This is a genomic window from Pseudomonas sp. TMW 2.1634 (assembly GCF_001703595.1).
GTDB lineage: Bacteria > Pseudomonadota > Gammaproteobacteria > Pseudomonadales > Pseudomonadaceae > Aquipseudomonas > Aquipseudomonas fragi.
In genome coordinates this window covers 185,000-207,498 of sequence record NZ_CP016849.1, presented here as the reverse complement: position 1 = coordinate 207,498, position 22,499 = coordinate 185,000, and the positions used below count along the sequence as shown (strand labels likewise).

Sequence of the window (22,499 nt, the reverse complement as noted above, 5' to 3'; positions counted from 1 at the left end):
AGTTTTTATGAACCGCAGCCTCCCTGAACCCGACCTCGACTACCTGCAACGGGTATTGCTGGAAATGCTCGCCATTCCCAGCCCCACCGGTTTTACCGACACCATCGTGCGTTATGTCGCCGAGCGCCTCGACGAATTGGGGATCCCTTTTGAACTGACCCGCCGCGGCACCTTGCGCGCCACCCTCAAGGGCCAGAAAAACAGCCCTGACCGCGCCGTGTCCGCGCACCTGGACACCATCGGCGCCAGCGTGCGGGCGATCAAGGACAACGGCCGGCTGGTGCTGGCACCTGTCGGTTGCTGGTCGAGCCGGTTTGCCGAAGGCAGCCGCGTCAGCCTGTTTACCGACAACGGCGTGATCCGCGGCAGTGTCCTGCCATTAATGGCTTCTGGCCACGCCTTCAATACCGGCGTGGATGAACTGCCGATCAGCTGGGACCATATCGAGTTGCGCCTGGATGCCTACTGCGCCACCCGCGCGGATTGCGATTCGCTGGGGGTCAATATCGGTGATTTCGTGGCCTTCGACCCACTGCCAGAATTTACCGAAAGTGGCCATATCAGTGCGCGGCATCTGGATGACAAGGCGGGTGTGGCGGCCCTGCTCGCCGCCCTGAAAGCCATTGTCGACAGTGGCGAACAGCCCCTTATCGACTGTCATCCACTGTTTACCATCACCGAAGAAACCGGCAGCGGTGCTGCGGCAGCCTTGCCGTGGGATGTGAGCGAGTTTGTGGGGATCGATATTGCGCCGGTGGCGCCGGGCCAACATTCCAGCGAGCATGCGGTGAGTGTAGCGATGCAGGATTCGGGCGGGCCCTATGACTATCACCTGTCGCGGCATTTGCTGGGGCTGGCCAGTGATAATGAGTTGCCGGTGCGCCGGGACATGTTTCGTTATTACTTCAGCGATGCCCATTCGGCCGTGACGGCGGGGCATGACATTCGCTGTGCATTACTGGCATTTGGCTGTGATGCCACCCACGGGTATGAGCGCACCCATATCGACAGCCTGGCAGCGTTGAGCCGATTGCTGGGGGCTTACATCCTCAGCCCGCCGGTATTCGCCAGCGATGCGCAGCCTGCACAGGGCTCACTGGATCGCTTCAGCCATCAGATCGAACATGATGCGCAGATGGAAAGCGACACCCGGGTGCCGTCGGTGGAGAGTCTGGTGGGGGAAAATCGGAACTGAGGCAAACCGCAAAATAATGAGTGGAAGCGGGCTTGCTCGCGATGGGGTCCGCGCGGTTTTTCAGTTAAACCGAATTGAAGCCATCGCGAGCAAGCCCGCTCCCACAAGAAGCTAGACCTGAGCCTGAGCCCCTTCAAACCACGCCAGTTTCTCACGCAGCAAAACCACTTCGCCCACAATCACCAGCGTAGGTGCATGCACTTCATGCTCCGCTACCAGTGTCGGCAAATCGGCCAGGGTACCGGTAAACACCCGCTGGTTGGACGTAGTGCCCTGCTGAATCAAGGCCGCCGGGGTATCCGCCGAACGACCATGCTTGATCAGCTGTTCGCAGATGATCGGCAAACCTACCAGGCCCATGTAGAACACCAGGGTTTGCGCTGGCGCAACCAGGTCGTTCCAGGGCAGGTTGCTGGTACCGTCCTTCAGATGCCCGGTAACAAAGCGCACAGACTGCGCGTAGTCACGATGGGTCAGCGGAATCCCGGCATAGGCAGCACAACCACTGGCTGCGGTAATGCCCGGTACTACCTGGAACGGAATCCCGTGGGCCGCCAGCTCTTCGATTTCTTCACCGCCACGGCCAAAGATAAACGGATCGCCACCCTTGAGCCGCACCACGCGCTTGCCCTGTTTGGCCAGATCCACCAGTTGCTGGTTGATCTGATCCTGCGGCACGGCATGATCGGCGCGACGCTTGCCAACATAAATCCGCTCGGCATCGCGACGGCACAGTTCAAGAATCGCCGGCGCCACCAGGCGATCGTACAGCACCACGTCCGCTTGCTGCATCAAGCGCAGCGCGCGGAACGTGAGCAAGTCAGGATCGCCCGGCCCGGCACCCACCAGATACACCTCACCGGTGGTCAGGGCTGCTTTGCCCTCAATCTTGGCCACCAGCAAGCGCTCGGCTTCAGCGCCCTGCCCGGCCAGCAAACGGTCGGCAATCGGGCCCTGGAACACATCTTCCCAAAACCCGCGACGCTGCTGCACATCCGGAAACAGGCCCTTGACCCGGGTACGGAAACGCGCCGCGAGGCCCGCCAACTGACCATAGGTCGAAGGAATCCAGGTTTCGATCTTGGCGCGGATCAACCGCGCCAGCACTGGCGCATCGCCGCCACTGGAGATGGCGATCACCAAGGGTGAGCGGTCGACAATCGCGGGGAAGATCAAGCTGCACAAGGCAGGTGCATCCACCACATTGACCGGCACGCAGCGGCGGTGGGCATCGGCGGAGACCTGGGCGTTGAGTGGCTCATCGTCGGTGGCGGCGATGATCAGGACGCAACCTTCAAGGTCGGCCTCGACATAACCGCGCAGCACCTGTTCGCCACCGCTGCTGTTTATCAACTCGCACAGCTGTGGCTCCATGGCGGGTGCGACCACCCGCAGCACCGCACCGGCATCAGCCAGCAGGCGGGACTTGCGCAAGGCAATCTCCCCGCCGCCAACCACCAGTACACGGCTGCCACGCAGGTTATGAAACAGCGGCAGAAACTCCATTTAGCCGATGACCTCAATGCCGCCCATGTAAGGCTTGAGTACGTCAGGTACACGGATCGAACCGTCAGCCTGCTGGTAGTTTTCCAGCACGGCAACCAGGGTACGGCCTACAGCCAGACCGGAACCGTTGAGGGTGTGCACCAGCTCAGGCTTGTTGGTTTCCGGGTTACGGAAACGCGCCTGCATGCGACGGGCCTGGAAATCACCGCAGTTGGAGCACGACGAAATCTCGCGGTATTTGTCCTGGCTTGGAACCCACACTTCCAGATCGTAGGTCTTGACCGCGCTGAAACCCATGTCGCCAGTGCACAGCGCCAGGGTGCGGTAAGGCAGCTCCAGCAGTTGCAACACCTTCTCGGCATTGCCGACCAGGCCTTCCAGCGCTTGCATCGAGGTAGACGGTTCAACGATCTGGACCATTTCAACCTTGTCGAACTGGTGCTGGCGGATCATGCCGCGGGTATCGCGACCCGATGCACCGGCCTCGCTGCGGAAGCACGGGGTGTGCGCCACCAGCTTGATCGGCAGGGCTTTGTGCTCGACGATCTCGCCAGCCACGATGTTGGTCAGGGTCACTTCAGCCGTCGGGATCAGGTAGAAATCGGCTTCGCCTTCACGGCTGATCTTGAACAGTTCTTCTTCGAACTTCGGCAACTGGCCAGTGCCTTGCAGCGCCGGGGCCTGAACCAGATAAGGCGTGTAGGCCTCTTCGTAGCCGTGCTCACCGGTATGCAGGTTGATCATGAACTGGGCCAGCGCACGATGCAGGCGGGCAATCGGGCCGCGCAGCAGGGCAAAACGGGCACCGGAGAGCTTGGCGGCGGTTTCAAAGTCCAGCCAGCCATGCTGCTCGCCGAGGGCGACGTGGTCCTTGATCTCGAAATCAAAGGCCGTTGGCGTGCCCCAGCGACGGATTTCGACGTTGCCGTCTTCGTCAGCGCCTACCGGCACGGAAGCGTCCGGCAGGTTGGGCAGGCCCAGCAGGATGGCGTCCAGCTCGGTCTGGATCACATCCAGCTCGGCCTTGCCATTGGCCAGGTCGCTGCCCATGGTTTCAACACTGGCCATCAGTGGCGCGATGTCTTCACCGCGTGCCTTGGCCTGACCAATGCTTTTGGAGATGGCATTGCGCTCGGCCTGCAACTTCTCGGTCAGGGTCTGGACTTCTTTACGCTTGGCTTCCAGCGCGTCGATGCGCGCCACGTCCAGCGTGAAGCCACGGGATGCCAGGCGATCCGCTACGTCCTGCAGGTTGCTACGTAACAGTTTGGAATCGAGCATGTCGGTTTCTCGTTTATCAAAGTTTGGTCAGGGACAGGCCAGCCCAGGTTGCGAGCAGCCCGCCGAATACGCTGAGGGCCGCATAGCCCAGTGCCAGTGGCACTTGCCCGCTTTCCAGCAGGCGCACCGTATCCAGTGAAAAGGATGAAAAAGTGGTCAAGCCACCCAGGAAACCGACCATCAGCCCGGCGCGGACTTCAATCGGTACTTCCGGGCGAATCAGAAAAAGTCCGTAAAGGAGGCCTATCAACAGGCAGCCCACGATATTAACGGCCAATGTCGCGGTATAAAAGTGCCGCGGCCAATTGGCGTTGATCCAGTTACCTGTAGCGAAGCGCAACAACGTGCCTGCAATGCCGCCCGCCGAGACGGCTACTACCAATGGAATCACGGTTTTCTCCGTTGTTTGGGGCTGGCCCGGTCGAGTGCAGCGAGATGCTTGAGCTTCTCGCCGATTTTCAACTCCAGCCCGCGAGGAACAGGCTGGTACAGGTTCAAGGGCTCCAGTTCGTCCGGGTAGTAGTCTTCGCCTGCGGCGTAGGCATCCGGCTCATCATGGGCATAGCGATACTCATCGCCATAGCCCAGTTGCTTCATCAGCTTGGTCGGCGCGTTGCGCAAATGCAGCGGCACTTCCAGCGAGCCGTATTCGGCGGCGCTGCGCAGTGCGGCCTTGAATCCCATGTACACGGCGTTGCTTTTCGGCGCGCAGGCCAGATAAGTGATGGCCTGGGCCACCGCCAGCTCGCCTTCCGGGCTGCCGAGCCGTTCTTGCACGTCCCAGGCCGAAAGGCACAGGCTGAGGGCTCGCGGGTCGGCGTTGCCGATGTCTTCACTGGCCATGCGTACCACGCGCCGGGCGATGTAGAGCGGGTCGCAACCGCCGTCGATCATACGCGCAAACCAGTACAGCGCGCCGTCGGGGTTGGAGCCGCGCACTGACTTGTGCAACGCCGAAATCTGGTCATAAAAGGCTTCGCCGCCCTTGTCGAAACGCCGCTGGGTATCGCCCAGCAGGTTATGCAGCAGGTCGGTGCCGATTTCGCTGTGGTCTTCGGCCAGGTCCGAGGCGTTTTCCAGCAGGTTGAGCATGCGCCGGCCATCGCCGTCAGTGGCCCGCAGCAAAATCTGGAAACCTTCATCGCTGAGGGTCAGGCCGCGCTTGCCCAGGCCCTTGTCCTCGGTCAGCGCCCGCTGCACCAGCTTGTGCAACGCTGCTTCATCGAGGCTTTTGAGCACATAGACACGCGCCCGGGACAGCAAGGCATTGTTCAGTTCAAACGAGGGGTTTTCGGTAGTGGCACCGATAAAGATCAGGGTGCCATCTTCCACATAGGGCAGGAACGCATCCTGCTGCGACTTGTTGAAGCGATGCACTTCGTCGACAAACAGGATGGTGCGCCGGCCATACTGGCCCGCCTGCTGCTTGGCGATTTCGACGGCCTGGCGGATCTCCTTGACCCCGGCCAGGACTGCCGAGACGGTTTCGAAATGCGCGTCAGACACTTCCGCCAGCAACCGCGCCAGGGTGGTTTTACCCACGCCCGGCGGGCCCCAGAAGATCATCGAATGCAGCGCGCCCTGCTCCAGCGCCTCACGCAAGGGCTTGCCGCGGGCGAGCAAGTGTTGCTGGCCAACGTACTCGTCCAGGTTGGCCGCACGCAAACGGGCAGCCAGCGGTTGGGCTATCGGGGCACTTCGAAACAGATCCATGGGCAGCGTTTGAAACCTCTTCCAGGGCTTATTCCTGGATGACATCAGCCCCTTTCGGGATATCGAACTTGAACTTGGAAGCCGGGATCGGCTCGTTGACCTTGACCCCGGTGAACAGGATGTTGGTCCGCTGGCCCACGCTGTCGATCAACTGCATGTCGTTGATCTTGCCGCCGCGAAAGGACAGGCGCAGGGAATCGAACAACGTGTCCTTGGTCTTGGGTTTGAGGGTGAAGTCCATCACGTCACCAGCCTGTTTGGAGGTGATGTCGAAACTTTCACTGATTTTCGACACATCACCCGACAACAGCAGGGCCGGGGTCTGGGTCAGGCGCTGATCCAGTTTCTTGATCGTGACCTGCTCCAGGTCCGGGTCCCACAGCGAGACTTTCTGGCCATCGGAAACCATCAGCTGCTCCTGGGGAGCATCGGTGTGCCAGTAAAACAGCCCCGGCCGCTTGACCGACATGTCACCGGCCGTTTCCTGCAACTGGGTGCCGCTGCCATCGAGGGTCAGCTGGGAAAAACGGGCGGTGATGGTATCAGAGCCCAACAGTTGGCCAAGACGTTTCACACTCTCGGCGTCGGCATGGGCCGACAGCGAAGAAAAAGCCAGTACCGGTAGCAACAGCATGCTGACAAAACGCATGGACATCCTCATTGATTAGTTAGCAGCCCTGGGGCAGCTCAATCGCGCATCGGGGCCGGCGCCAATACTTCGCGCGAGCCGTTAGTGTTCATCGAGGTTACGACCCCGGCCATTTCCATGGATTCAATCATTCGCGCAGCGCGGTTGTAACCGATCTTCAATTTGCGTTGTACCGCAGAAATCGAGGCACGACGGCTTTCAAGCACAAACTGTACGGCTTCGTCATACAGGGCATCGGTTTCCGGGTCGTCCCCGCCTTCGCTGCCACCGCCTTCAAAGCCGCTGCCCGCCTCTTCAACACCGTTGAGGATATCTTCGTTGTAGTCCGGAGCGCCGCGCAGCTTCCAGGCTTCTACCACGCGGTGAACTTCATCGTCGGACACAAACGCGCCGTGAACCCGGATCGGCAGGCTGGTGCCGGGCGGCATATAGAGCATGTCACCGTGGCCCAGCAGTTGCTCGGCGCCACCCTGGTCGATGATGGTGCGCGAGTCGATCTTGCTGGAAACCTGGAACGCCATTCGGGTGGGGATGTTGGCCTTGATCAGGCCGGTGATCACGTCCACCGAAGGGCGCTGGGTTGCGAGGATCAAGTGGATGCCGGCTGCCCGCGCCTTCTGGGCGATACGGGCGATCAACTCTTCGACCTTCTTGCCGACGATCATCATCATGTCGGCAAATTCGTCGACCACCACTACGATGGTCGGCAACTTCACCAGCAACGGCGCTTCGTCGTGAATGCTTTCGCGCTTGTACAGCGGGTCGACCAGCGGCTCGCCGGCGTCCTGGGCATCCTTGACCTTCTGGTTGAAGCCGGCCAGGTTACGCACGCCCATCTTGGCCATCAGCTTGTAACGGCGCTCCATCTCGGCAACGCTCCAGCGCAGGGCGTTGGCGGCGTCCTTCATGTCGGTGACCACCGGGCACAGCAGGTGCGGAATGCCTTCGTAGATCGACAGCTCAAGCATTTTCGGGTCGATCATGATCAGTTTGGCGTCTTCCGGGCCAGACTTGAACAAAATCGACAGGATCATGGCGTTAACGCCTACCGATTTACCGGAACCGGTGGTACCGGCTACCAGCAAATGCGGCATTTTTGCCAGGTCAGTGATCACCGGGCGACCGCCGATATCATGGCCCAGGGCCAGGGCTACCGGTGACTTGGCGTTGTCGTACTCAGGGGTCGACAGCACTTCAGAGAACCGCACGATCTGACGGTCTTCATTGGGGATCTCGATACCGACCGTGGTTTTACCCGGGATAACCTCAACCACCCGCACGCTGGTCACGGCCAGCGAACGCGCCAGGTCCTTGGCCAGGTTGGCAATGCGGCTGACCTTTACCCCGGCAGCGGGTTGAATTTCGTAACGGGTAATGACCGGCCCCGGGTGGATCGAGTCCACCGTCACTTCTACACCGAATTCCTTGAGCTTGATTTCCAGCAAATGGCCAACGGCTGCCAGGGATTCAGGGGAATAGTTGAGCTGTTTTTTCTCGGCCGGGTCCAGAATCGAGATTGGCGGCAAGGTGCCTTCAACGGCGCTGTCCACAAACAACGGCGCCTGTTTCTCTTTTTGCACGCGCTTGCTTGGCTCGGGCGCCTTGGCTGGCGCGGGTGCAATAACCGCCGGCACGTGTTTTTCACGCTCGGACATGTGCTTGCTCAACGCCTGCTCGCGCTCGATCAGGCGTTCCTTGGCCTTGGCCTGCTCACGCTTGTCGGGAACACTTGGCGCGACCACTTCATTGACCCGGGCATCCACCTCGCGCAGCTTGGCCTGCAGTTGCTTGCGCTCGTTGCGTTCGGCCCACCAGCGATTGGCCGCGCCCTGGATCAGCTCGAACAGGTCGAGGGTGATTTTGCCTGTCACGTCCATGACCCTGAACCATGACAGGTCGGTGAACACCGTCAGGCCGAACAGGAACAGCGCGATCAGCAACAGGGTGCTGCCCTGGATATTCAGCGCATTCCTGGCCAGGTCGCCCAGGCTTTCGCCCAGCGCCCCGCCCGCCCCCGCCGGCAGGCCCGAGGCAGAATGAAAATGGATATGGGCCAGGGCCGCGCCCGAGATCACCAGGAAGATCAGGCCCACCAGGCGCCACGAAAACAGCCAGCCGCTCCACTGCCAGGGCTGATGCCGCTCGCGGAAGATCTGGTACGCCTTGACCGCCAGCAGCAGCGGGAAAATATAGGCAAAGTAACCCAGCACCATAAACAGGATGTCGGCACTGTAGGAGCCGGCTGGCCCGCCGAAGTTCTGCACATCCACCACACGGCTGTTATGGCTCCAGCCGGGGTCGTCCTTGCCATAGGTCAACAGGGCCATGATCAGGAACAGGCACAGGGCGCCGATAGCGATCAATGCACCTTCCTTGAGCCGGTAGTGCAATTGCTGACGCCAGAGAGGAACTGCTTTGGGTGCTGCTGTGGATTTCTTCAAAACGGGTCTTTTCCTGCGCCTGTGGCGCGCCCAACTATTAATTGACTAATGTGACTGCAAAATACTGCTCATGACGAGCAGGCGACAAGTTCGGACGTGAAATGAACCCTGCCCTGTATTATTGCGTGCTGCAACGTGGAGCAGTTTAGATCAGCTCATACAGGCAGGCCATTGTACGGGTTTGAGCCGTCGACGCCATGCTGGCCGTGACAGCCCGGGATGCGCCAATTTGAGCATGTATTACCTTTTGTGACAAAGACTTATACCAGCTGCAAAACCGGGCTTGTATTTAACTGGCAGATCGACTGAGACCGCACTTGCGTGACAGAGTTGCAGCCGCCTCCCCTTCTTCGGTAAGACTCAATGCCATGCTGACCTGGTTAAAACGCGACACACTGACATTTCCGCCACTGGCCAAAGCCATGCGCGAGCCCAACGGCCTGCTGGCGGCCGGTGGCGACCTGTCTGCCGACCGACTGATCCAGGCCTATCGCCACGGTTGCTTTCCGTGGTTCAGCGAAGGCCAGCCGATCCTCTGGTGGTCGCCTGATCCGCGTACGGTGCTGTTCCCCGAAGAGCTGCATGTGTCACGCAGCCTGGGCAAACTGCTGCGCAAGCAACGCTATCAGGTGAGTTTTGACCGCGACTTCGCAGCCGTGATCAAGGCCTGTGCCGCACCCCGAGACTATGCAGACGGCACCTGGATCACCGACGACATGCAAAATGCCTATATCGAGCTGCACGCCCGCGGCCATGCCCATTCGGTAGAGGTGTGGGACAACGGTGAACTGGTGGGCGGCCTGTATGGCCTGGCGATGGGCCAGCTGTTTTTTGGCGAATCCATGTTCAGTCGTGCCGACAATGCCTCGAAGTTCGGTTTTGCCACCCTGGTCAGGCAGTTGCAAGCCTGGGGTTTTGTGCTGATTGACTGCCAGATGCCCACCGACCACCTGCAAAGCCTGGGCGCGCGCTCAATCCCGCGTCAGCTGTTTGCCGACTATCTGCAAAAACATCTGGACCTGCCCACAACTGCACAGTGGGTTTAGTAGGCGACTTTTGCGCGCTGGCTTACACTTAATTTAAAGATTTCCCGAGGGCTCATCATGACCGAGTTGGCGCGTTTGAAGTTTTATGCCACTCAACCTCACGCTTGCAGCTACTTGCCTGATGAACAGGCCACCACGCTGTTCCTCGACCCCAGTCAGCCGATGGATGTGCAGGTTTATGCCGACTTGTCCGAGATGGGCTTCCGGCGCAGTGGCGACCATCTCTATCGCCCGCACTGCCTGAAGTGCGATGCCTGCACCCCGGCGCGCATCCCTGTAGCCCGCTTCCTGCCAAATCGTCAGCAAAAACGCATTTTCAAGCGCAATGCCGACTTGCAGGTACAGGCGGTGAAACCGGCGTTCAGCGAAGAGAACTTCGATCTTTACCAGCGTTATATCGAACAGCGCCATGCCGATGGCGACATGTACCCGCCCAGCCGTGATCAGTTTTCGACCTTCCTGGTGCGCGACCTGGCGTTTTGCAGGTTCTACGAATTCCGCCTTGATGGCCGTTTAATGGCAGTGGCCGTCACGGACGTACTGCCCAATGGCCTGTCGGCTGTTTACACCTTCTACGATCCCGACGAGGAGCGGCGCAGCCTGGGCCGCTACGGGATCCTCTGGCAAATTGCCGAAGCCCGGCGCCTGGGGCTGGATGCGCTGTACCTGGGGTACTGGATCAAGAACTGCAAAAAGATGAATTACAAGACCGAATATCGGCCCATTGAGCTATTAATCAACCAGAGATGGAGCTCTCTTGATTGAACCCTTGGCTTAACCCCCATTTTTCGGGCACAATGCACGCCGCTTTTGCCTGGCGCAGTTGCACCGGGCCATTCATTGGACACCGAGGGCTTTACTGCATGTCGAAAGAAGACAGCTTCGAAATGGAAGGCACTGTCGTCGACACCCTGCCCAACACCATGTTTCGTGTGGAGTTGGAAAATGGGCACGTCGTAACCGCGCATATCTCCGGCAAGATGCGCAAGAACTACATTCGTATTCTTACCGGTGACAAAGTGCGCGTCGAGCTGACGCCCTATGACTTGAGCAAAGGGCGCATCACTTACCGCGCTCGCTAAGCAAGTCAATACAAAACGCCCGGCTCTGCCGGGCGTTTTTGTTTGCCCGCGATTTGAGCGATGCCAGCAGAACCTGTGGGAGCGGGCTTGCCCGCGATGCAAGCGAGCGATGCTCCAGCTTGACCGCAGTGATGCCATCGCGGGCAAGCCCGCTCCCACAAGATGTGTGTATGCATGTGACCTGGCGAATATCCCGCGCCAACAATTAGTACTGCGCACTTCAAACTTCTATACCTGTAACTTTCCTGTCATATTAAGTGCCTGCCCGGCGAACCACGCCAACAACTTCCAGACTTCCTGAACCCTTCCTGTACCAACCCCACTTGCCAAGTTTAAACATTGACGCCCGCTGACAGCCTGAGTAGATTGCACAGGTCGGTCATTCAGGCCGCCTATAAACTTCACAAAAGAAGCCAATGGACACAGTATCTAGTCGCTGTCCGGGCACCGTAAATTCGGCGCTCCGGGCACCAAACCCAAACATTGACGGGACTCGCCTGCACGGCGAGGTCAACTGCGCTAGAGCCTGACGCTCCAACGTAACGACCTCACCGGCAGCTGTCCGGTCACGAGGTGTGTTATGACCTTTAAAACCCATGTACTACCCGGCGTTCGCGCCTTTGCCTCGAGCATGCGCGTCAAACTGTCCCGCGAGCCCACCTACGTTCGCGCGCTAAAATCGCCCTTTCACACCCCCACTTTCGACGTAAAACCAGCGCACCGTCAGGTGCATTGGCGCGTCAGCCCTGCCACCGGCCAACTGGAGCAGCGCTGGAGCATGGCCGACTCCCAGGACCCGCAGAGTCGGTTCTTGCGCTGATTTTCAACTTTTAAATATACCCGCCAATCAACTGGAGGTCCTTATGGAAGAAGCCAGTAGTTGCCCGCTGCGTGCCTGTTAATTAATTCGCAGCAGCGGGACTTTAAGCGCACTTAACACTTCAATTAAACCGATTGCGAAGTTTGCGACTCGGCATACATTGGCGCGCCTTTTAAAAGGCACTTCAATATATGCCCGGTCAAGAGTTGGCGACAGGAGTACTCATCATGAGCGCCGTTAAAAACACTAAAGTTCGGGACAAGAACAGCACCGCTGACAGCCAGAAACTGTCCATGCGTGCCGCTCGGGAAGCACAGAACGGCCTTTCGGCCACCCTGGCCAATGTGCGCGCCACCACTGCCGGCCTGACCGAAGAGCAGGCCGCCGAGCGCCTGCAAACCGAAGGCTACAACGAAGTGGCCCATGACAAGCCGCCTCATGCCTTCGTGCAATTCATGCTGGCCCTGCACAATCCGTTTATCTATGTATTGCTGACCCTGGGCGTCATCAGTTTTTTCACCGACTATTGGCTGCCGGAACGGGACGGCGAAGAAGGCGACCTCACCAAAGTCATCATCATTGGCCTGATGGTCGGCCTCAGCAGCCTGCTGCGGTTCTGGCAGGAGCACCGCTCGGCCAAGTCCGCCGAGGCCCTCAAGGCCATGGTCCGCACCACCGCGACCGTGGTGCGGCGCGACAACAGCGGCACCCGCACCTCGGTGCATGAAGTACCGATGCGTGAACTGGTGGCCGGCGATATCGTGCAGCTGTCGGCCGGCGACATGATCCCGGCGGATATTCGCCTGATCGAGTCCCGCGACCTGTTTATCAGCCAGGCCGTGCTCACCGGCGAAGCCTTGCCCGTAGAGAAGTACGACACCCTGGGCGATGTCACGCAAAAATCCGCCTCCAGCACCGGCGCCGACCAGAGCAACCTGCTGGACCTGCCCAATATCTGCTTTATGGGCACCAACGTGGTCAGCGGCACGGCGCGCGCCGTGGTGGTGGCCACCGGGCCACGCACCTATTTTGGCTCGCTGGCCAAGGCCATCGTCGGTTCACGCACGCAAACCGCATTCGACCGCGGGGTCAACAGCGTCAGCTGGCTGCTGATCCGCTTTATGCTGGTCATGGTGCCGATCGTGTTCTTCCTCAACGGCTTTTCCAAGGGCGACTGGGGTGACGCCTTCCTGTTTGCCCTGGCGGTGGCGGTCGGCCTGACCCCGGAAATGCTGCCAATGATTGTCAGCGCCAACCTGGCCAAGGGCGCAACCGCCATGGCCAAGCGCAAAGTGGTGGTCAAGCGCCTCAATGCCATCCAGAACCTGGGGTCGATGGACGTGCTGTGCACGGACAAGACCGGCACCCTGACCCAGGATCACATCATCCTGGAGCACCATGTCGACGCCAGCGGCAAGCGCGATGAATCGGTACTGGCCCTGGCCTGGCTCAACAGCCATCACCAAAGCGGCATTCGCAACCTGATGGATCAGGCCGTGGTGCAGTTCGCCCGGCAGGACGCAAAGTTCAGCGCACCGCTCAACTACAGCAAGGTCGATGAACTGCCCTTTGATTTCGTGCGTCGGCGCTTGTCGATCATCGTCAAGGACAGCCGTGGCGATCACTTGCTGGTGTGCAAGGGCGCCGTGGAAGAAATGCTCGGTATCGCCACCCACATGATGGAAGGCGACATTCGCGTGGCGCTGGACCCGGCGCGCCGTGAACAACTGCTGGCCCTGGCCACCGAATACAACGAGGACGGCTTCCGCGTGCTGCTGGTTGCCACGCGGGACATCCCCAAGGCCCAGGCACAAAAGCAATACAACACCGCTGACGAGCACGACCTGGTGATCCGCGGCCTGCTCACCTTTCTCGATCCACCAAAAGAGACGGCTGGCCCGGCAATTGCCGCCCTGCAAGATATCGGTGTAGCGGTCAAGGTGCTGACTGGCGACAACGCCGTGGTCACCAGCAAGATTTGCCGCCAGGTCGGCCTGGAACCCGGCACGCCGCTGCTCGGCCCGCAGATCGAGAGCATGGACGACGCCACACTGCAATTGGAGGTTGAACAACGCACGGTATTTGCCAAGCTCACCCCGCTGCAGAAGTCCCGGGTACTGAAAGCCCTGCAAGCCAATGGCCATACCGTCGGCTTTCTCGGCGACGGCATCAACGACGCCCCGGCCCTGCGCGATGCCGACGTGGGCATCTCGGTGGACAGCGGCACGGATATCGCCAAGGAATCAGCCGACATCATCCTCCTGGAGAAAAGCCTGATGGTGCTGGAGGAAGGCGTGCTCAAAGGCCGTGAGACCTTCGGCAATATCATGAAGTACCTGAACATGACCGCCAGCTCCAACTTCGGCAACGTGTTCTCGGTACTGGTGGCCAGTGCCTTTATTCCTTTCCTGCCGATGCTGTCGATTCACCTGCTGCTGCAAAACCTGATGTACGACATCTCCCAGCTGGCTTTGCCGTGGGACAAGATGGACCGGGAATACCTGCAAAAACCGCGCAAGTGGGACGCCAAGAATATCGGCCGCTTCATGATCTGGATCGGCCCGACTTCGTCGATCTTCGACATCACCACCTTCGCCCTGATGTGGTACGTGTTCTCGGCCAACAGCGTGGAAATGCAGACCCTGTTCCAGTCCGGCTGGTTTATCGAGGGGCTGCTGTCGCAAACCCTGGTGGTGCATATGCTGCGCACCCGCAAGATCCCGTTCTTCCAGAGCACGGCGGCATGGCCGGTGACCATGATGACCATCCTCGTAATTGTGCTGGGGATCTACGTACCGTTCTCGCCACTGGGCACGATGGTGGGCCTGGAGCCGCTGCCGCTGTCGTACTTCCCTTGGCTGGTGGCCACCCTGCTGAGCTACTGCTGCGTTGCGCAACTGATGAAAACGATCTACATCCGCCGTTTCAAGCAGTGGTACTGATCTAAAGCCGTGGGGCCGGGCAACTGGCCCCACGGCACAATGAATATGTGTTTTGTGGAGATTCCTTATGTCGGGAACCACTCTGTTACTCAACCTCGCGGGCGCCATCGCACTTTTGCTGTGGGGCACCCATATGATTTCCACCGCCCTGCTGCGCGGGTTTGGCACCCAATTGCGCAACTGGATGGGGCGCAACCTGAATAACCGCTGGATGGCGCTGATCAGCGGCATCGGCATTACCGGTGTGCTGCAAAGCAGCACGGCAGTCAGCCTGATGGCCACCTCCTTTACCGCAGCCGGCACCCTGAGCCTGGCGCCCGCCCTGGCCGTGATGCTGGGGGCCAATATCGGCTCGACTCTGGTGGTGCAACTGCTCAGTTTCGATACCTCACTGGCAATGCCGGTGATTGTGCTGACAGGCTTTATTGTTTTTCGCCTGCGCGATGATTCACGCTACGAAAGCGTCGGCTGCGCACTGATCGGCCTGGGCCTGATGCTGCTGGCCCTGGGCCTGCTCAGTGCCACCCTGGGGCATATGGAAGCCACCTCGGTGTTTCGCGCCGTGATGCAAAGCCTGGAAGGCGATGTGATCATCGCAGTGGTCGCTGCCGTGCTGCTGACCTGGGTCTGCCACTCCAGTGTCGCCGTGGTACTGCTGATTGCCTCGCTGGCCGGCGCCGGCATGATGACACCCGTCACCGCCATCGCCCTGATGCTCGGCGCCAACATCGGTGGCGCGCTACCCTCCATGATGAGCGCCAGCTCACCCGTGGCGCGACGCCTGCCGCTGGGTAACCTGCTGGTCCGCCTGCTGGGCACCGTGGCCTTGCTGCCCTGCCTGCCGTTGCTGGCCAGCGTTGTGGCCCGCAGCGATATTGGCCTCGCACAGTGGGTGGTGTACCTGCATACCGCGTTCAACCTGCTGCTGGCCGTGGTGTTTATCGGCCTGATCGAACCCTGCGCACGCCTGTTGACCCGCCTGCTCCCCCAGCAGGAACCCCCAGCAGACCCGGGCATGCCGCAGTATCTGGACGAAGCCGGGCTGGAAGTGGCCAATATCGGCCTGTCCAATGCCGTGCGTGAAGCCCTGCGCCTGGCGGACATGACCGCACTGATGCTCAATCAGGTGTTGCAACTGTTCGAGAAACCCGTCCCGCACACGGCAGTCAAGGTGCGCCAGCTGGATCAGTCCATCGACCTGCTAAGTGCGGCAATCCGCGCCTATCTGGCCGATATCGGCCAGGACGGCCTGAGTGATGACGATGCCGATCGCGCCCAGGAAGTGCTGATGTTCGTAATCAACCTGGAGCACGCTGGTGACATCCTCAGCAACCTCGCGCAACTGGCTGTTCGCCGCACGCGCCGGGGCGAGCACTTTTCCTCGTTCGAACTGATCCAGATCCAGGCCATGCACCTGGCCCTGCTGGACAGCCTGAACCTGGCTATTACCGCGTTTTTGCGTGAGGACGTGAGCGCTGCCCAGGCCCTGATCGGGCACAAGGAAACCGTGCGCAAACTGGAAGCCAGCGCCAGCCGCGAGCACTTTCGCAAGCTGCAAAATGACAAGAGCGCCTGGGCCGAATCCGGGGATATTTTCCAGCGGGTGCTGCGCGACTACCGTCGCGTCCATCACCATATCGCAGCCCTGGGCTACCCGATGCTGGAGCGCACTGGCGCACTGACCCACTAGCGCCACACAGCAAAAAGGCGCCAAAGCACCAATGCAAACCAGTCATGGGCATTGTGGAGCGGGCTTGCTCGCGATACAGACAACGCGGTTCAACTTTCAAACCGCGTTGCCCCAATCGCGAGCAAGCCCGCTCCCACAGGGATTTTGCATCCCGCCCAACTGATCGGCATTAGCCCGAAGGCGCCTTTTTTACTGCGGTGTTACATCAAGCCATTTCGACGGCGGTTTCAGACTCGAAGGTCAGCTCGCCGTTTTCAAGGTCGATGTGTACCACACCGCCATGATCGGCCAATTCACCAAAGAGAATCTCTTCAGCCAGTGGACGCTTGATCTTGTCCTGGATCAAACGGGCCATCGGCCGTGCGCCCATCAGCGCGTCATAGCCACCCGCCGCCAGCCAGCCGCGCGCCGCATCCGACACCTCAAGCTGCACGTGCTTGTCTTCCAGTTGCGCCTGCAGCTCGGTGAGGAACTTGTCCACCACATGCTTGATAACCTCGTGGCTGAGGCGACCAAACTGGATGATGGTGTCCAGGCGGTTACGGAACTCGGGGGTAAAGCTCTTCTTGATCGCTTCCATTGCATCGGAAGCATGATCCTGATGGGTAAAGCCCATCGAAGCCCGAGACGCGGTTTCAGCACCTGCGTTGGTGGTCATGATGATGATCACGTTGCGGAAATCCGCCTTGCGCCCGTTGTTGTCGGTCAGCGTGCCGTGGTCCATGACCTGCAGCAGCAGGTTGAAGACTTCCGGGTGCGCCTTCTCGATTTCATCGAGCAGCAATACACAGTGAGGCTGCTTGGTGATGGCTTCAGTGAGCAAACCGCCCTGATCGAACCCGACATAGCCCGGAGGCGCACCGATCAGACGCGACACGGTGTGGCGCTCCATGTACTCGGACATGTCGAAGCGGATCAGCTCGATACCCAAGGCCTTGGCCAACTGGCGCGCCGCCTCGGTTTTGCCGACACCGGTAGGCCCGGCAAACAGGAACGAGCCCACCGGCTTGTCCGGCGACTTGAGCCCGGCACGGGACAGCTTGATCGCCGTGGACAGCGAATCAATGGCCGCATCCTGGCCGAACACGGTCAGGCGCAGGTCACGCTCAAGGTTGCGCAACAGCTCCTTGTCCGAGACCGAGACGTGTTTTGGCGGAATACGGGCGATTTTCGCCACGATGTCTTCAACCTGGGCCACTTCAATGCGCTTGACCCGGCTCTCGACCGGCTGCAGGCGCTGGAAGGCACCGGCTTCGTCGATCACGTCAATGGCCTTGTCCGGCATGTGCCGGTCATTGATATAGCGCGAGGCCAGCTCAGCCGCAGCGCGCAGGGCCTCGTCGCTGTATTCGATGCCGTGATGCTGCTCGAAACGACCCTTGAGCCCGCGCAGAATGCCGATGGTGTCTTCGACCGAAGGCTCGGACACGTCAACTTTCTGGAAGCGACGCGCCAGGGCACGATCTTTTTCGAAGATCCCGCGAAATTCCTGGAACGTGGTGGATCCGATACAGCGAATATCACCCGAAGACAGCAATGGCTTGAGCAGGTTGGACGCGTCCATCACCCCGCCCGAGGCCGCACCGGCACCGATAATCGTGTGGATTTCGTCGATAAACAGGATCGCCTGCGGGCGCTTTTTCAGCTCGCCCAGCAGCGCCTTGAAACGCTTCTCGAAATCGCCACGGTACTTGGTGCCCGCCAGCAAGGCGCCGAGGTCAAGGGAATAGACGATGCTGTTAGCCAGCAGGTCAGGCACTTGATTGTCGACGATGCGTTTGGCCAGGCCCTCGGCAATCGCGGTTTTGCCCACGCCAGCCTCGCCGACCAGCAGCGGGTTGTTTTTGCGCCGACGCGCCAGGATCTGAGCAACGCGCTCAACTTCCATTTCGCGACCCACCAGCGGATCAATCCGGCCCTGACGGGCCAGTTCATTCAGGTTGCTGGCATAAGCGTCCAGAGGGTTGCTGGAGGACGACGACTCGCCACCCTCTTCATCTTGCATTTCATGATCGCTGTCGCTGTGCTCGCCATGCCCGGGCACCTTGGAGATGCCGTGGGCAATAAAGTTGACCACGTCGATGCGCGCCACGCTCTGCTGCTTGAGCAGGAATACGGCCTGGCTTTCCTGCTCGCTGAAGATGGCTACCAGCACATTGGCGCCGGTCACTTCACGCTTGCCGGAGCTCTGCACATGGAACACCGCACGCTGCAAGACCCGCTGGAACCCCAGGGTTGGCTGGGTTTCACGGTCTTCGTCGTGGACGGGGATCAGGGGAGTCGTGGAATCAATAAACTCTTGCAGGTCATGCTTGAGTTTCTCGAGGTTTGCGCCACAGGCGCGTAGAACGGTTGCGGCCGCCTCATTATCCAGGAGCGCTAAAAGGAGGTGCTCAACCGTCATGAACTCATGACGTTTGGAGCGGGCTTCCTTGAAGGCAAGATTGAGGGTGACTTCGAGCTCGCGATTTAACATGGCTTCACCTCATACCCAAGTGGTCGGCGTTAACCGTCCTTCTCGATTTCACAGAGTAGCGGATGCTGGCTTTCGCGTGCGTACTGGTTTACCTGCGCCGCCTTGGTCTCGGCAATGTCGCGGGTATAGATGCCGCACACAGCCCGTCCTTCTGTATGGACGGCCAGCATGACCTTGGTCGCCAATTCGCGATTCAAGTTAAAAAACACTTCAAGGATCTCTACAACGAAATCCATTGGCGTGTAGTCATCATTAAATAAAACCACCTTGTACATCGGCGGCGCCTGAAGCGCAGGCTTAGCCTCTTGCACAGCCAAGCCAGCGGAGTCTTCGTCATCAAAATCGGGGTGATCCTGATTGAATGTTAGTCGAGTCTGGCTGATTGCATGCATGGAAAGAAAGGTTCGTCGTTGGTTGTACGAATACAGTGATGGAGGCGTGAGTATCATAATTCAACACCGCCGCCGCGTGACCTTGACTATCGGTAAAACGGTGTTACAACCATATAGTACCCACAGTGGGAAAAATGGTCCGCACAGTCAACCATATTTACGGGTTTCTGTGCGAGTTGACTGGATAATACTCCAGTGATGGAGTGGTTTGCAGCAGAGGGATATGAGTATGCAAGGCAAGGTCAAGTGGTTCAACAACGCCAAAGGCTTCGGCTTTATTAATACGCAGGCCAAGGAAGGCATCGATGAACACGGAAACCCGATCGACTTTTTTGCGCATTTTTCAGCAATCCAGATGGACGGTTACAAGACGCTCAAGGCAGGCCAGCCTGTGAGCTTCGATATAATCCAGGGCCCCAAGGGCCTGCATGCGGTTGCCATCACCAACGCTCAAGTTCCAGCCAGTGCTCAAGCGCCTGCACAAGAGGTGACCAGCCTCTCGGTCTGACCCGCCGCAGAAGAAACCGGCCGATTCAATCACGCGAATCGGCCGGTTTTTTTATGCCCGCGCCCTGCGCGGGGAAAATGCAGATTGCCGAAAAACCGCGTAAACACTGGGCTAATCGGCAAAAATCAGGGCATTTTGCCGCAGGGACTTAGACCAATGGATGATTCGTGTTAGGCCGCCCCCCTCGCAGCAACCTTGATGACCTATGTATACTGCGCCGGTGACCATTGAGTCACCTGCAAACACATGCTGGAATGAGTCTTTCAGGCCTAGAAAGGCTGAGCCGTTACCCCGGTTCGACCGCTTGACGCTCTACTGATGCATTCACATCACCGCGAAGAACCTCGACTTTCGGCTCATTGTTCACTGTGAACGAAAGCGCCTACCCTGCGCATCTCGAGTATCTGAGCACGCTCAGCAAAGAAGAGAGTTAATCCGAAATGCCCAACCGTTCGAAGATCATCTACACCTTCACCGACGAAGCTCCGGCGCTCGCCACCTATTCACTGCTGCCTATCATCGAGGCGTTTACCGCCAGCGCCGATATCGCCGTTGAAACGCGCGACATCTCTCTGGCTGGCCGCATCCTCTCAAGCTTCCCCGAGCAATTGGGTGACAAGGCTGTAGCGGACCACCTCGCCGAACTGGGCGCCCTGGCCGTTACCCCTGAAGCCAACATCATCAAGCTGCCCAACATCAGCGCCTCGGTCCCGCAACTGCAGGCCGCGATCAAGGAACTGCAAGCTCAGGGCTACAACATTCCGGACTACCCGGAAACCGTCACCACCGACGCCGAAAAAGAAACCAAGGCCCGTTACAGCAAGGTAATGGGCAGTGCCGTGAACCCGGTACTGCGCGAAGGCAACTCCGACCGCCGCGCCCCGCTGTCGGTCAAGAACTACGCGCGCAAGCACCCGCACAAAATGGGCGCCTGGGCTGCAGACTCCAAGTCCCACGTTGCTCACATGAGCGAAGGCGACTTCTACGCCAGCGAAAAAGCCGCCCTGATCGAAACACCGGGCAGCGTTAAAATCGAACTGATCGCTCAAGACGGCACCACCACCGTCCTGAAAGAAAAAACCGCCGTCCAGGCCGGTGAGATCATCGATTGCTCCGTGATGAGCAAAAAAGCCCTGCGCCAGTTCGTAGCGGCCGAAATCGAAGACGCCAAAAAACAAGGCGTTCTGTTCTCGGTTCACCTTAAAGCCACCATGATGAAGGTTTCCGACCCGATCATGTTTGGCCAGATCGTGGCCGAGTTCTACAAGGATGCGCTGGAAAAACACGCAGACGTCCTGAAAGAAATCGGTTTCAACCTGAACAACGGTATCGGCGACCTGTACGCGCGCATCAAGGCGCTGCCGGCCGAGAAGCAAGCTGAAATCGAAGCCGACATCGAAGCTGTGTATGCCAACCGCCCTGCGCTGGCCATGGTCAACTCCGACAAGGGCATCACCAACCTGCACGTGCCAAGCGACGTAATCGTCGACGCCTCGATGCCGGCCATGATTCGTGATTCCGGCAAGATGTGGAACACCGAAGGCCAGCTGCAGGACACCAAGGCCGTGATCCCGGATCGCTGCTACGCCACCATCTACCAGGCCACCATCGAAGACTGCAAGAAGCACGGCGCCTTCGATCCAACCACTATGGGCAGCGTGCCAAACGTTGGCCTGATGGCGCAAAAAGCCGAAGAGTACGGCTCCCACGACAAAACCTTCCAGATCAAGACCCCGGGCGTTGTTCGCGTCACCGACAGCAACGGCAACGTGCTGATGGAGCAAAAGGTCGAAGAAGGCGATATCTGGCGCATGTGCCAGGCCAAGGACGCGCCGATCCGCGACTGGGTCAAACTGGCCGTCAACCGCGCTCGCGCCAGCAACACCCCGGCCGTGTTCTGGCTCGATCCAAAGCGTAGCCACGACGCCGAAATGATCAAGAAGGTAGAAACCTACCTGAAGGATCACGACACCAGCGGCCTGGACATTCGCATCATGGCGCCGGTTGAAGCCATGAAGTTCACCCTGGAGCGTACCCGCAAGGGCCTGGACACCATCTCGGTGACCGGCAACGTGCTGCGCGACTACCTGACCGACCTGTTCCCGATCATGGAACTGGGCACCAGCGCCAAAATGCTGTCGATCGTTCCGCTGATGAATGGCGGCGGTCTGTTCGAAACCGGCGCAGGTGGTTCGGCTCCGAAGCACGTTCAACAGCTGCTGGAAGAAAACTTCCTGCGCTGGGACTCGCTGGGTGAATTCCTGGCACTGGCGGCTTCCCTGGAGCACCTGGGCACGACCTACAACAACCCGAAAGCGTTGGTGCTGGCCAAGACCCTGGACCAGGCCACCGGCCAGTTCCTCGACAACAACAAATCGCCATCGCGCAAAGTCGGCAACATCGACAACCGCGGTAGCCACTTCTACCTGGCGCTGTACTGGGCTCAGGCCCTGGCCGCCCAGACTGAAGACAAAGAACTGCAAGCCCAGTTTGCCCCAGTGGCAAAAGCAATGGCCGAGAACGAGGCAAAAATCGTTGCCGAACTCAACGCCGTGCAGGGCAAGCCGGTCGATATCGGTGGTTACTACCACGCCGATGCCGACAAGGTAAGCAAAGTAATGCGCCCTAGCGCCACACTGAACGCGATCATCGCCTCGGTGTAAGGGCAAACAGGCAACACCACAGACCCCGGCCCACGACGCCGGGGTTTGTGTTTTTACGGCCCATACAAACCCTGTGGGAGCGGGCTTGCCCGCGA

17 protein-coding genes are annotated in these 22,499 nt (G+C 59.4%); 9 read left to right on the top strand and 8 right to left on the bottom strand.

Annotated features, from left to right (window positions below; genetic code table 11):
- Positions 1-7: 7 nt before the first annotated feature.
- Positions 8-1,195 carry an osmoprotectant NAGGN system M42 family peptidase gene (locus BFC21_RS00960; RefSeq protein ID WP_088379421.1) on the top strand — a complete coding sequence of 396 codons (1,188 nt, stop codon included), beginning with the start codon at positions 8-10 and terminating at the stop codon, positions 1,193-1,195.
- A 111-nt stretch (positions 1,196-1,306) separates the two neighbouring features.
- On the opposite strand, the gene cysG is transcribed toward BFC21_RS00960, so the two are convergent.
- Genes cysG through ftsK form a run of 6 tightly spaced genes read right to left on the bottom strand, consistent with a single transcriptional unit; the run spans position 1,307 to position 8,785 of the window.
- Positions 1,307-2,701 (bottom strand): siroheme synthase CysG, encoded by a 1,395-nt coding sequence (gene cysG / locus BFC21_RS00955; protein WP_120265513.1) that lies wholly within the window; start codon positions 2,699-2,701, stop codon positions 1,307-1,309.
- Positions 2,702-3,982 carry a serine--tRNA ligase gene (gene serS / locus BFC21_RS00950; RefSeq protein ID WP_088379419.1) on the bottom strand — a complete coding sequence of 427 codons (1,281 nt, stop codon included), beginning with the start codon at positions 3,980-3,982 and terminating at the stop codon, positions 2,702-2,704.
- A gap of 16 nt (positions 3,983-3,998) precedes the next feature.
- The gene (gene crcB, locus BFC21_RS00945) at positions 3,999-4,373 is read right to left on the bottom strand and encodes a fluoride efflux transporter CrcB (protein WP_088379418.1); all 375 of its coding nucleotides are present in this window, start codon (positions 4,371-4,373) and stop codon (positions 3,999-4,001) included.
- Positions 4,370-5,695, bottom strand: a complete 1,326-nt coding sequence (locus BFC21_RS00940) for a replication-associated recombination protein A (protein ID WP_088379417.1) — start codon at positions 5,693-5,695, stop codon at positions 4,370-4,372. The genes crcB and BFC21_RS00940 overlap by 4 nt, the downstream gene beginning before the upstream one ends.
- Positions 5,696-5,723: 28 nt before the next feature.
- The gene (gene lolA, locus BFC21_RS00935) at positions 5,724-6,344 is read right to left on the bottom strand and encodes an outer membrane lipoprotein chaperone LolA (RefSeq protein WP_016780219.1); all 621 of its coding nucleotides are present in this window, start codon (positions 6,342-6,344) and stop codon (positions 5,724-5,726) included.
- A 38-nt stretch (positions 6,345-6,382) separates the two neighbouring features.
- Positions 6,383-8,785, bottom strand: a complete 2,403-nt coding sequence (gene ftsK, locus BFC21_RS00930; RefSeq protein WP_095004146.1) for a DNA translocase FtsK — start codon at positions 8,783-8,785, stop codon at positions 6,383-6,385.
- 368 nt (positions 8,786-9,153) lie between these two features.
- On the opposite strand from ftsK, the gene aat reads away from it, so the two are divergent.
- From aat to BFC21_RS00900, 6 genes are all read left to right on the top strand, one after another.
- The gene (aat, locus tag BFC21_RS00925) at positions 9,154-9,831 is read left to right on the top strand and encodes a leucyl/phenylalanyl-tRNA--protein transferase (protein ID WP_016780217.1); all 678 of its coding nucleotides are present in this window, start codon (positions 9,154-9,156) and stop codon (positions 9,829-9,831) included.
- A 57-nt stretch (positions 9,832-9,888) separates the two neighbouring features.
- Positions 9,889-10,596: an arginyltransferase gene (locus BFC21_RS00920; protein WP_088379415.1), complete on the top strand. Its 708-nt coding sequence runs from the start codon at positions 9,889-9,891 to the stop codon at positions 10,594-10,596.
- 98 nt (positions 10,597-10,694) lie between these two features.
- Positions 10,695-10,913, top strand: a complete 219-nt coding sequence (gene infA / locus BFC21_RS00915; RefSeq protein WP_002553999.1) for a translation initiation factor IF-1 — start codon at positions 10,695-10,697, stop codon at positions 10,911-10,913.
- A gap of 580 nt (positions 10,914-11,493) precedes the next feature.
- Positions 11,494-11,733 (top strand): hypothetical protein, encoded by a 240-nt coding sequence (locus BFC21_RS00910; protein WP_088379414.1) that lies wholly within the window; start codon positions 11,494-11,496, stop codon positions 11,731-11,733.
- 227 nt (positions 11,734-11,960) lie between these two features.
- Positions 11,961-14,675 (top strand): magnesium-translocating P-type ATPase, encoded by a 2,715-nt coding sequence (mgtA, locus tag BFC21_RS00905; RefSeq protein WP_120265512.1) that lies wholly within the window; start codon positions 11,961-11,963, stop codon positions 14,673-14,675.
- Between the two features lie 67 nt (positions 14,676-14,742).
- Positions 14,743-16,365: a Na/Pi cotransporter family protein gene (locus tag BFC21_RS00900; RefSeq protein WP_120265511.1), complete on the top strand. Its 1,623-nt coding sequence runs from the start codon at positions 14,743-14,745 to the stop codon at positions 16,363-16,365.
- 205 nt (positions 16,366-16,570) lie between these two features.
- Here BFC21_RS00900 and clpA read toward each other — a convergent pair whose 3' ends face one another.
- Positions 16,571-18,841, bottom strand: a complete 2,271-nt coding sequence (gene clpA / locus BFC21_RS00895) for an ATP-dependent Clp protease ATP-binding subunit ClpA (protein WP_088379411.1) — start codon at positions 18,839-18,841, stop codon at positions 16,571-16,573.
- Positions 18,842-18,870: 29 nt separating this feature from the next.
- Entirely contained in the window at positions 18,871-19,233 is a 363-nt protein-coding gene (gene clpS, locus BFC21_RS00890; RefSeq protein WP_016780211.1) for an ATP-dependent Clp protease adapter ClpS, read from the bottom strand.
- A gap of 229 nt (positions 19,234-19,462) precedes the next feature.
- On the opposite strand from clpS, the gene BFC21_RS00885 reads away from it, so the two are divergent.
- On the top strand, positions 19,463-19,741 hold the full coding sequence (locus BFC21_RS00885; RefSeq protein ID WP_162939267.1) for a cold shock domain-containing protein: 279 nt from the start codon (positions 19,463-19,465) through the stop codon (positions 19,739-19,741).
- A gap of 440 nt (positions 19,742-20,181) precedes the next feature.
- A complete protein-coding gene (locus BFC21_RS00880) occupies positions 20,182-22,404 on the top strand; it encodes an NADP-dependent isocitrate dehydrogenase (RefSeq protein WP_088379409.1) in 2,223 nt (740 codons plus the stop codon).
- Positions 22,405-22,499: the final 95 nt, after the last annotated feature.

Bases quoted from the DNA above. Each gene is read 5' to 3' on its own strand.
- cysG (WP_120265513.1), bottom strand. From the start codon at position 2,701: ATGGAGTTTCTGCCGCTGTTTCATAACCTGCGTGGCAGCCGTGTACTG.
- BFC21_RS00920 (WP_088379415.1), top strand. From the start codon at position 9,889: ATGACCGAGTTGGCGCGTTTGAAGTTTTATGCCACTCAACCTCACGCT.
- clpA (WP_088379411.1), bottom strand. From the start codon at position 18,841: ATGTTAAATCGCGAGCTCGAAGTCACCCTCAATCTTGCCTTCAAGGAA.
- BFC21_RS00910 (WP_088379414.1), top strand. From the start codon at position 11,494: ATGACCTTTAAAACCCATGTACTACCCGGCGTTCGCGCCTTTGCCTCG.
- BFC21_RS00900 (WP_120265511.1), top strand. From the start codon at position 14,743: ATGTCGGGAACCACTCTGTTACTCAACCTCGCGGGCGCCATCGCACTT.
- infA (WP_002553999.1), top strand. From the start codon at position 10,695: ATGTCGAAAGAAGACAGCTTCGAAATGGAAGGCACTGTCGTCGACACC.
- aat (WP_016780217.1), top strand. From the start codon at position 9,154: ATGCTGACCTGGTTAAAACGCGACACACTGACATTTCCGCCACTGGCC.
- BFC21_RS00960 (WP_088379421.1), top strand. From the start codon at position 8: ATGAACCGCAGCCTCCCTGAACCCGACCTCGACTACCTGCAACGGGTA.
- lolA (WP_016780219.1), bottom strand. From the start codon at position 6,344: ATGCGTTTTGTCAGCATGCTGTTGCTACCGGTACTGGCTTTTTCTTCG.
- serS (WP_088379419.1), bottom strand. From the start codon at position 3,982: ATGCTCGATTCCAAACTGTTACGTAGCAACCTGCAGGACGTAGCGGAT.
- BFC21_RS00885 (WP_162939267.1), top strand. From the start codon at position 19,463: ATGCAAGGCAAGGTCAAGTGGTTCAACAACGCCAAAGGCTTCGGCTTT.
- BFC21_RS00880 (WP_088379409.1), top strand. From the start codon at position 20,182: ATGCCCAACCGTTCGAAGATCATCTACACCTTCACCGACGAAGCTCCG.
- clpS (WP_016780211.1), bottom strand. From the start codon at position 19,233: ATGCATGCAATCAGCCAGACTCGACTAACATTCAATCAGGATCACCCC.
- mgtA (WP_120265512.1), top strand. From the start codon at position 11,961: ATGAGCGCCGTTAAAAACACTAAAGTTCGGGACAAGAACAGCACCGCT.
- BFC21_RS00940 (WP_088379417.1), bottom strand. From the start codon at position 5,695: ATGGATCTGTTTCGAAGTGCCCCGATAGCCCAACCGCTGGCTGCCCGT.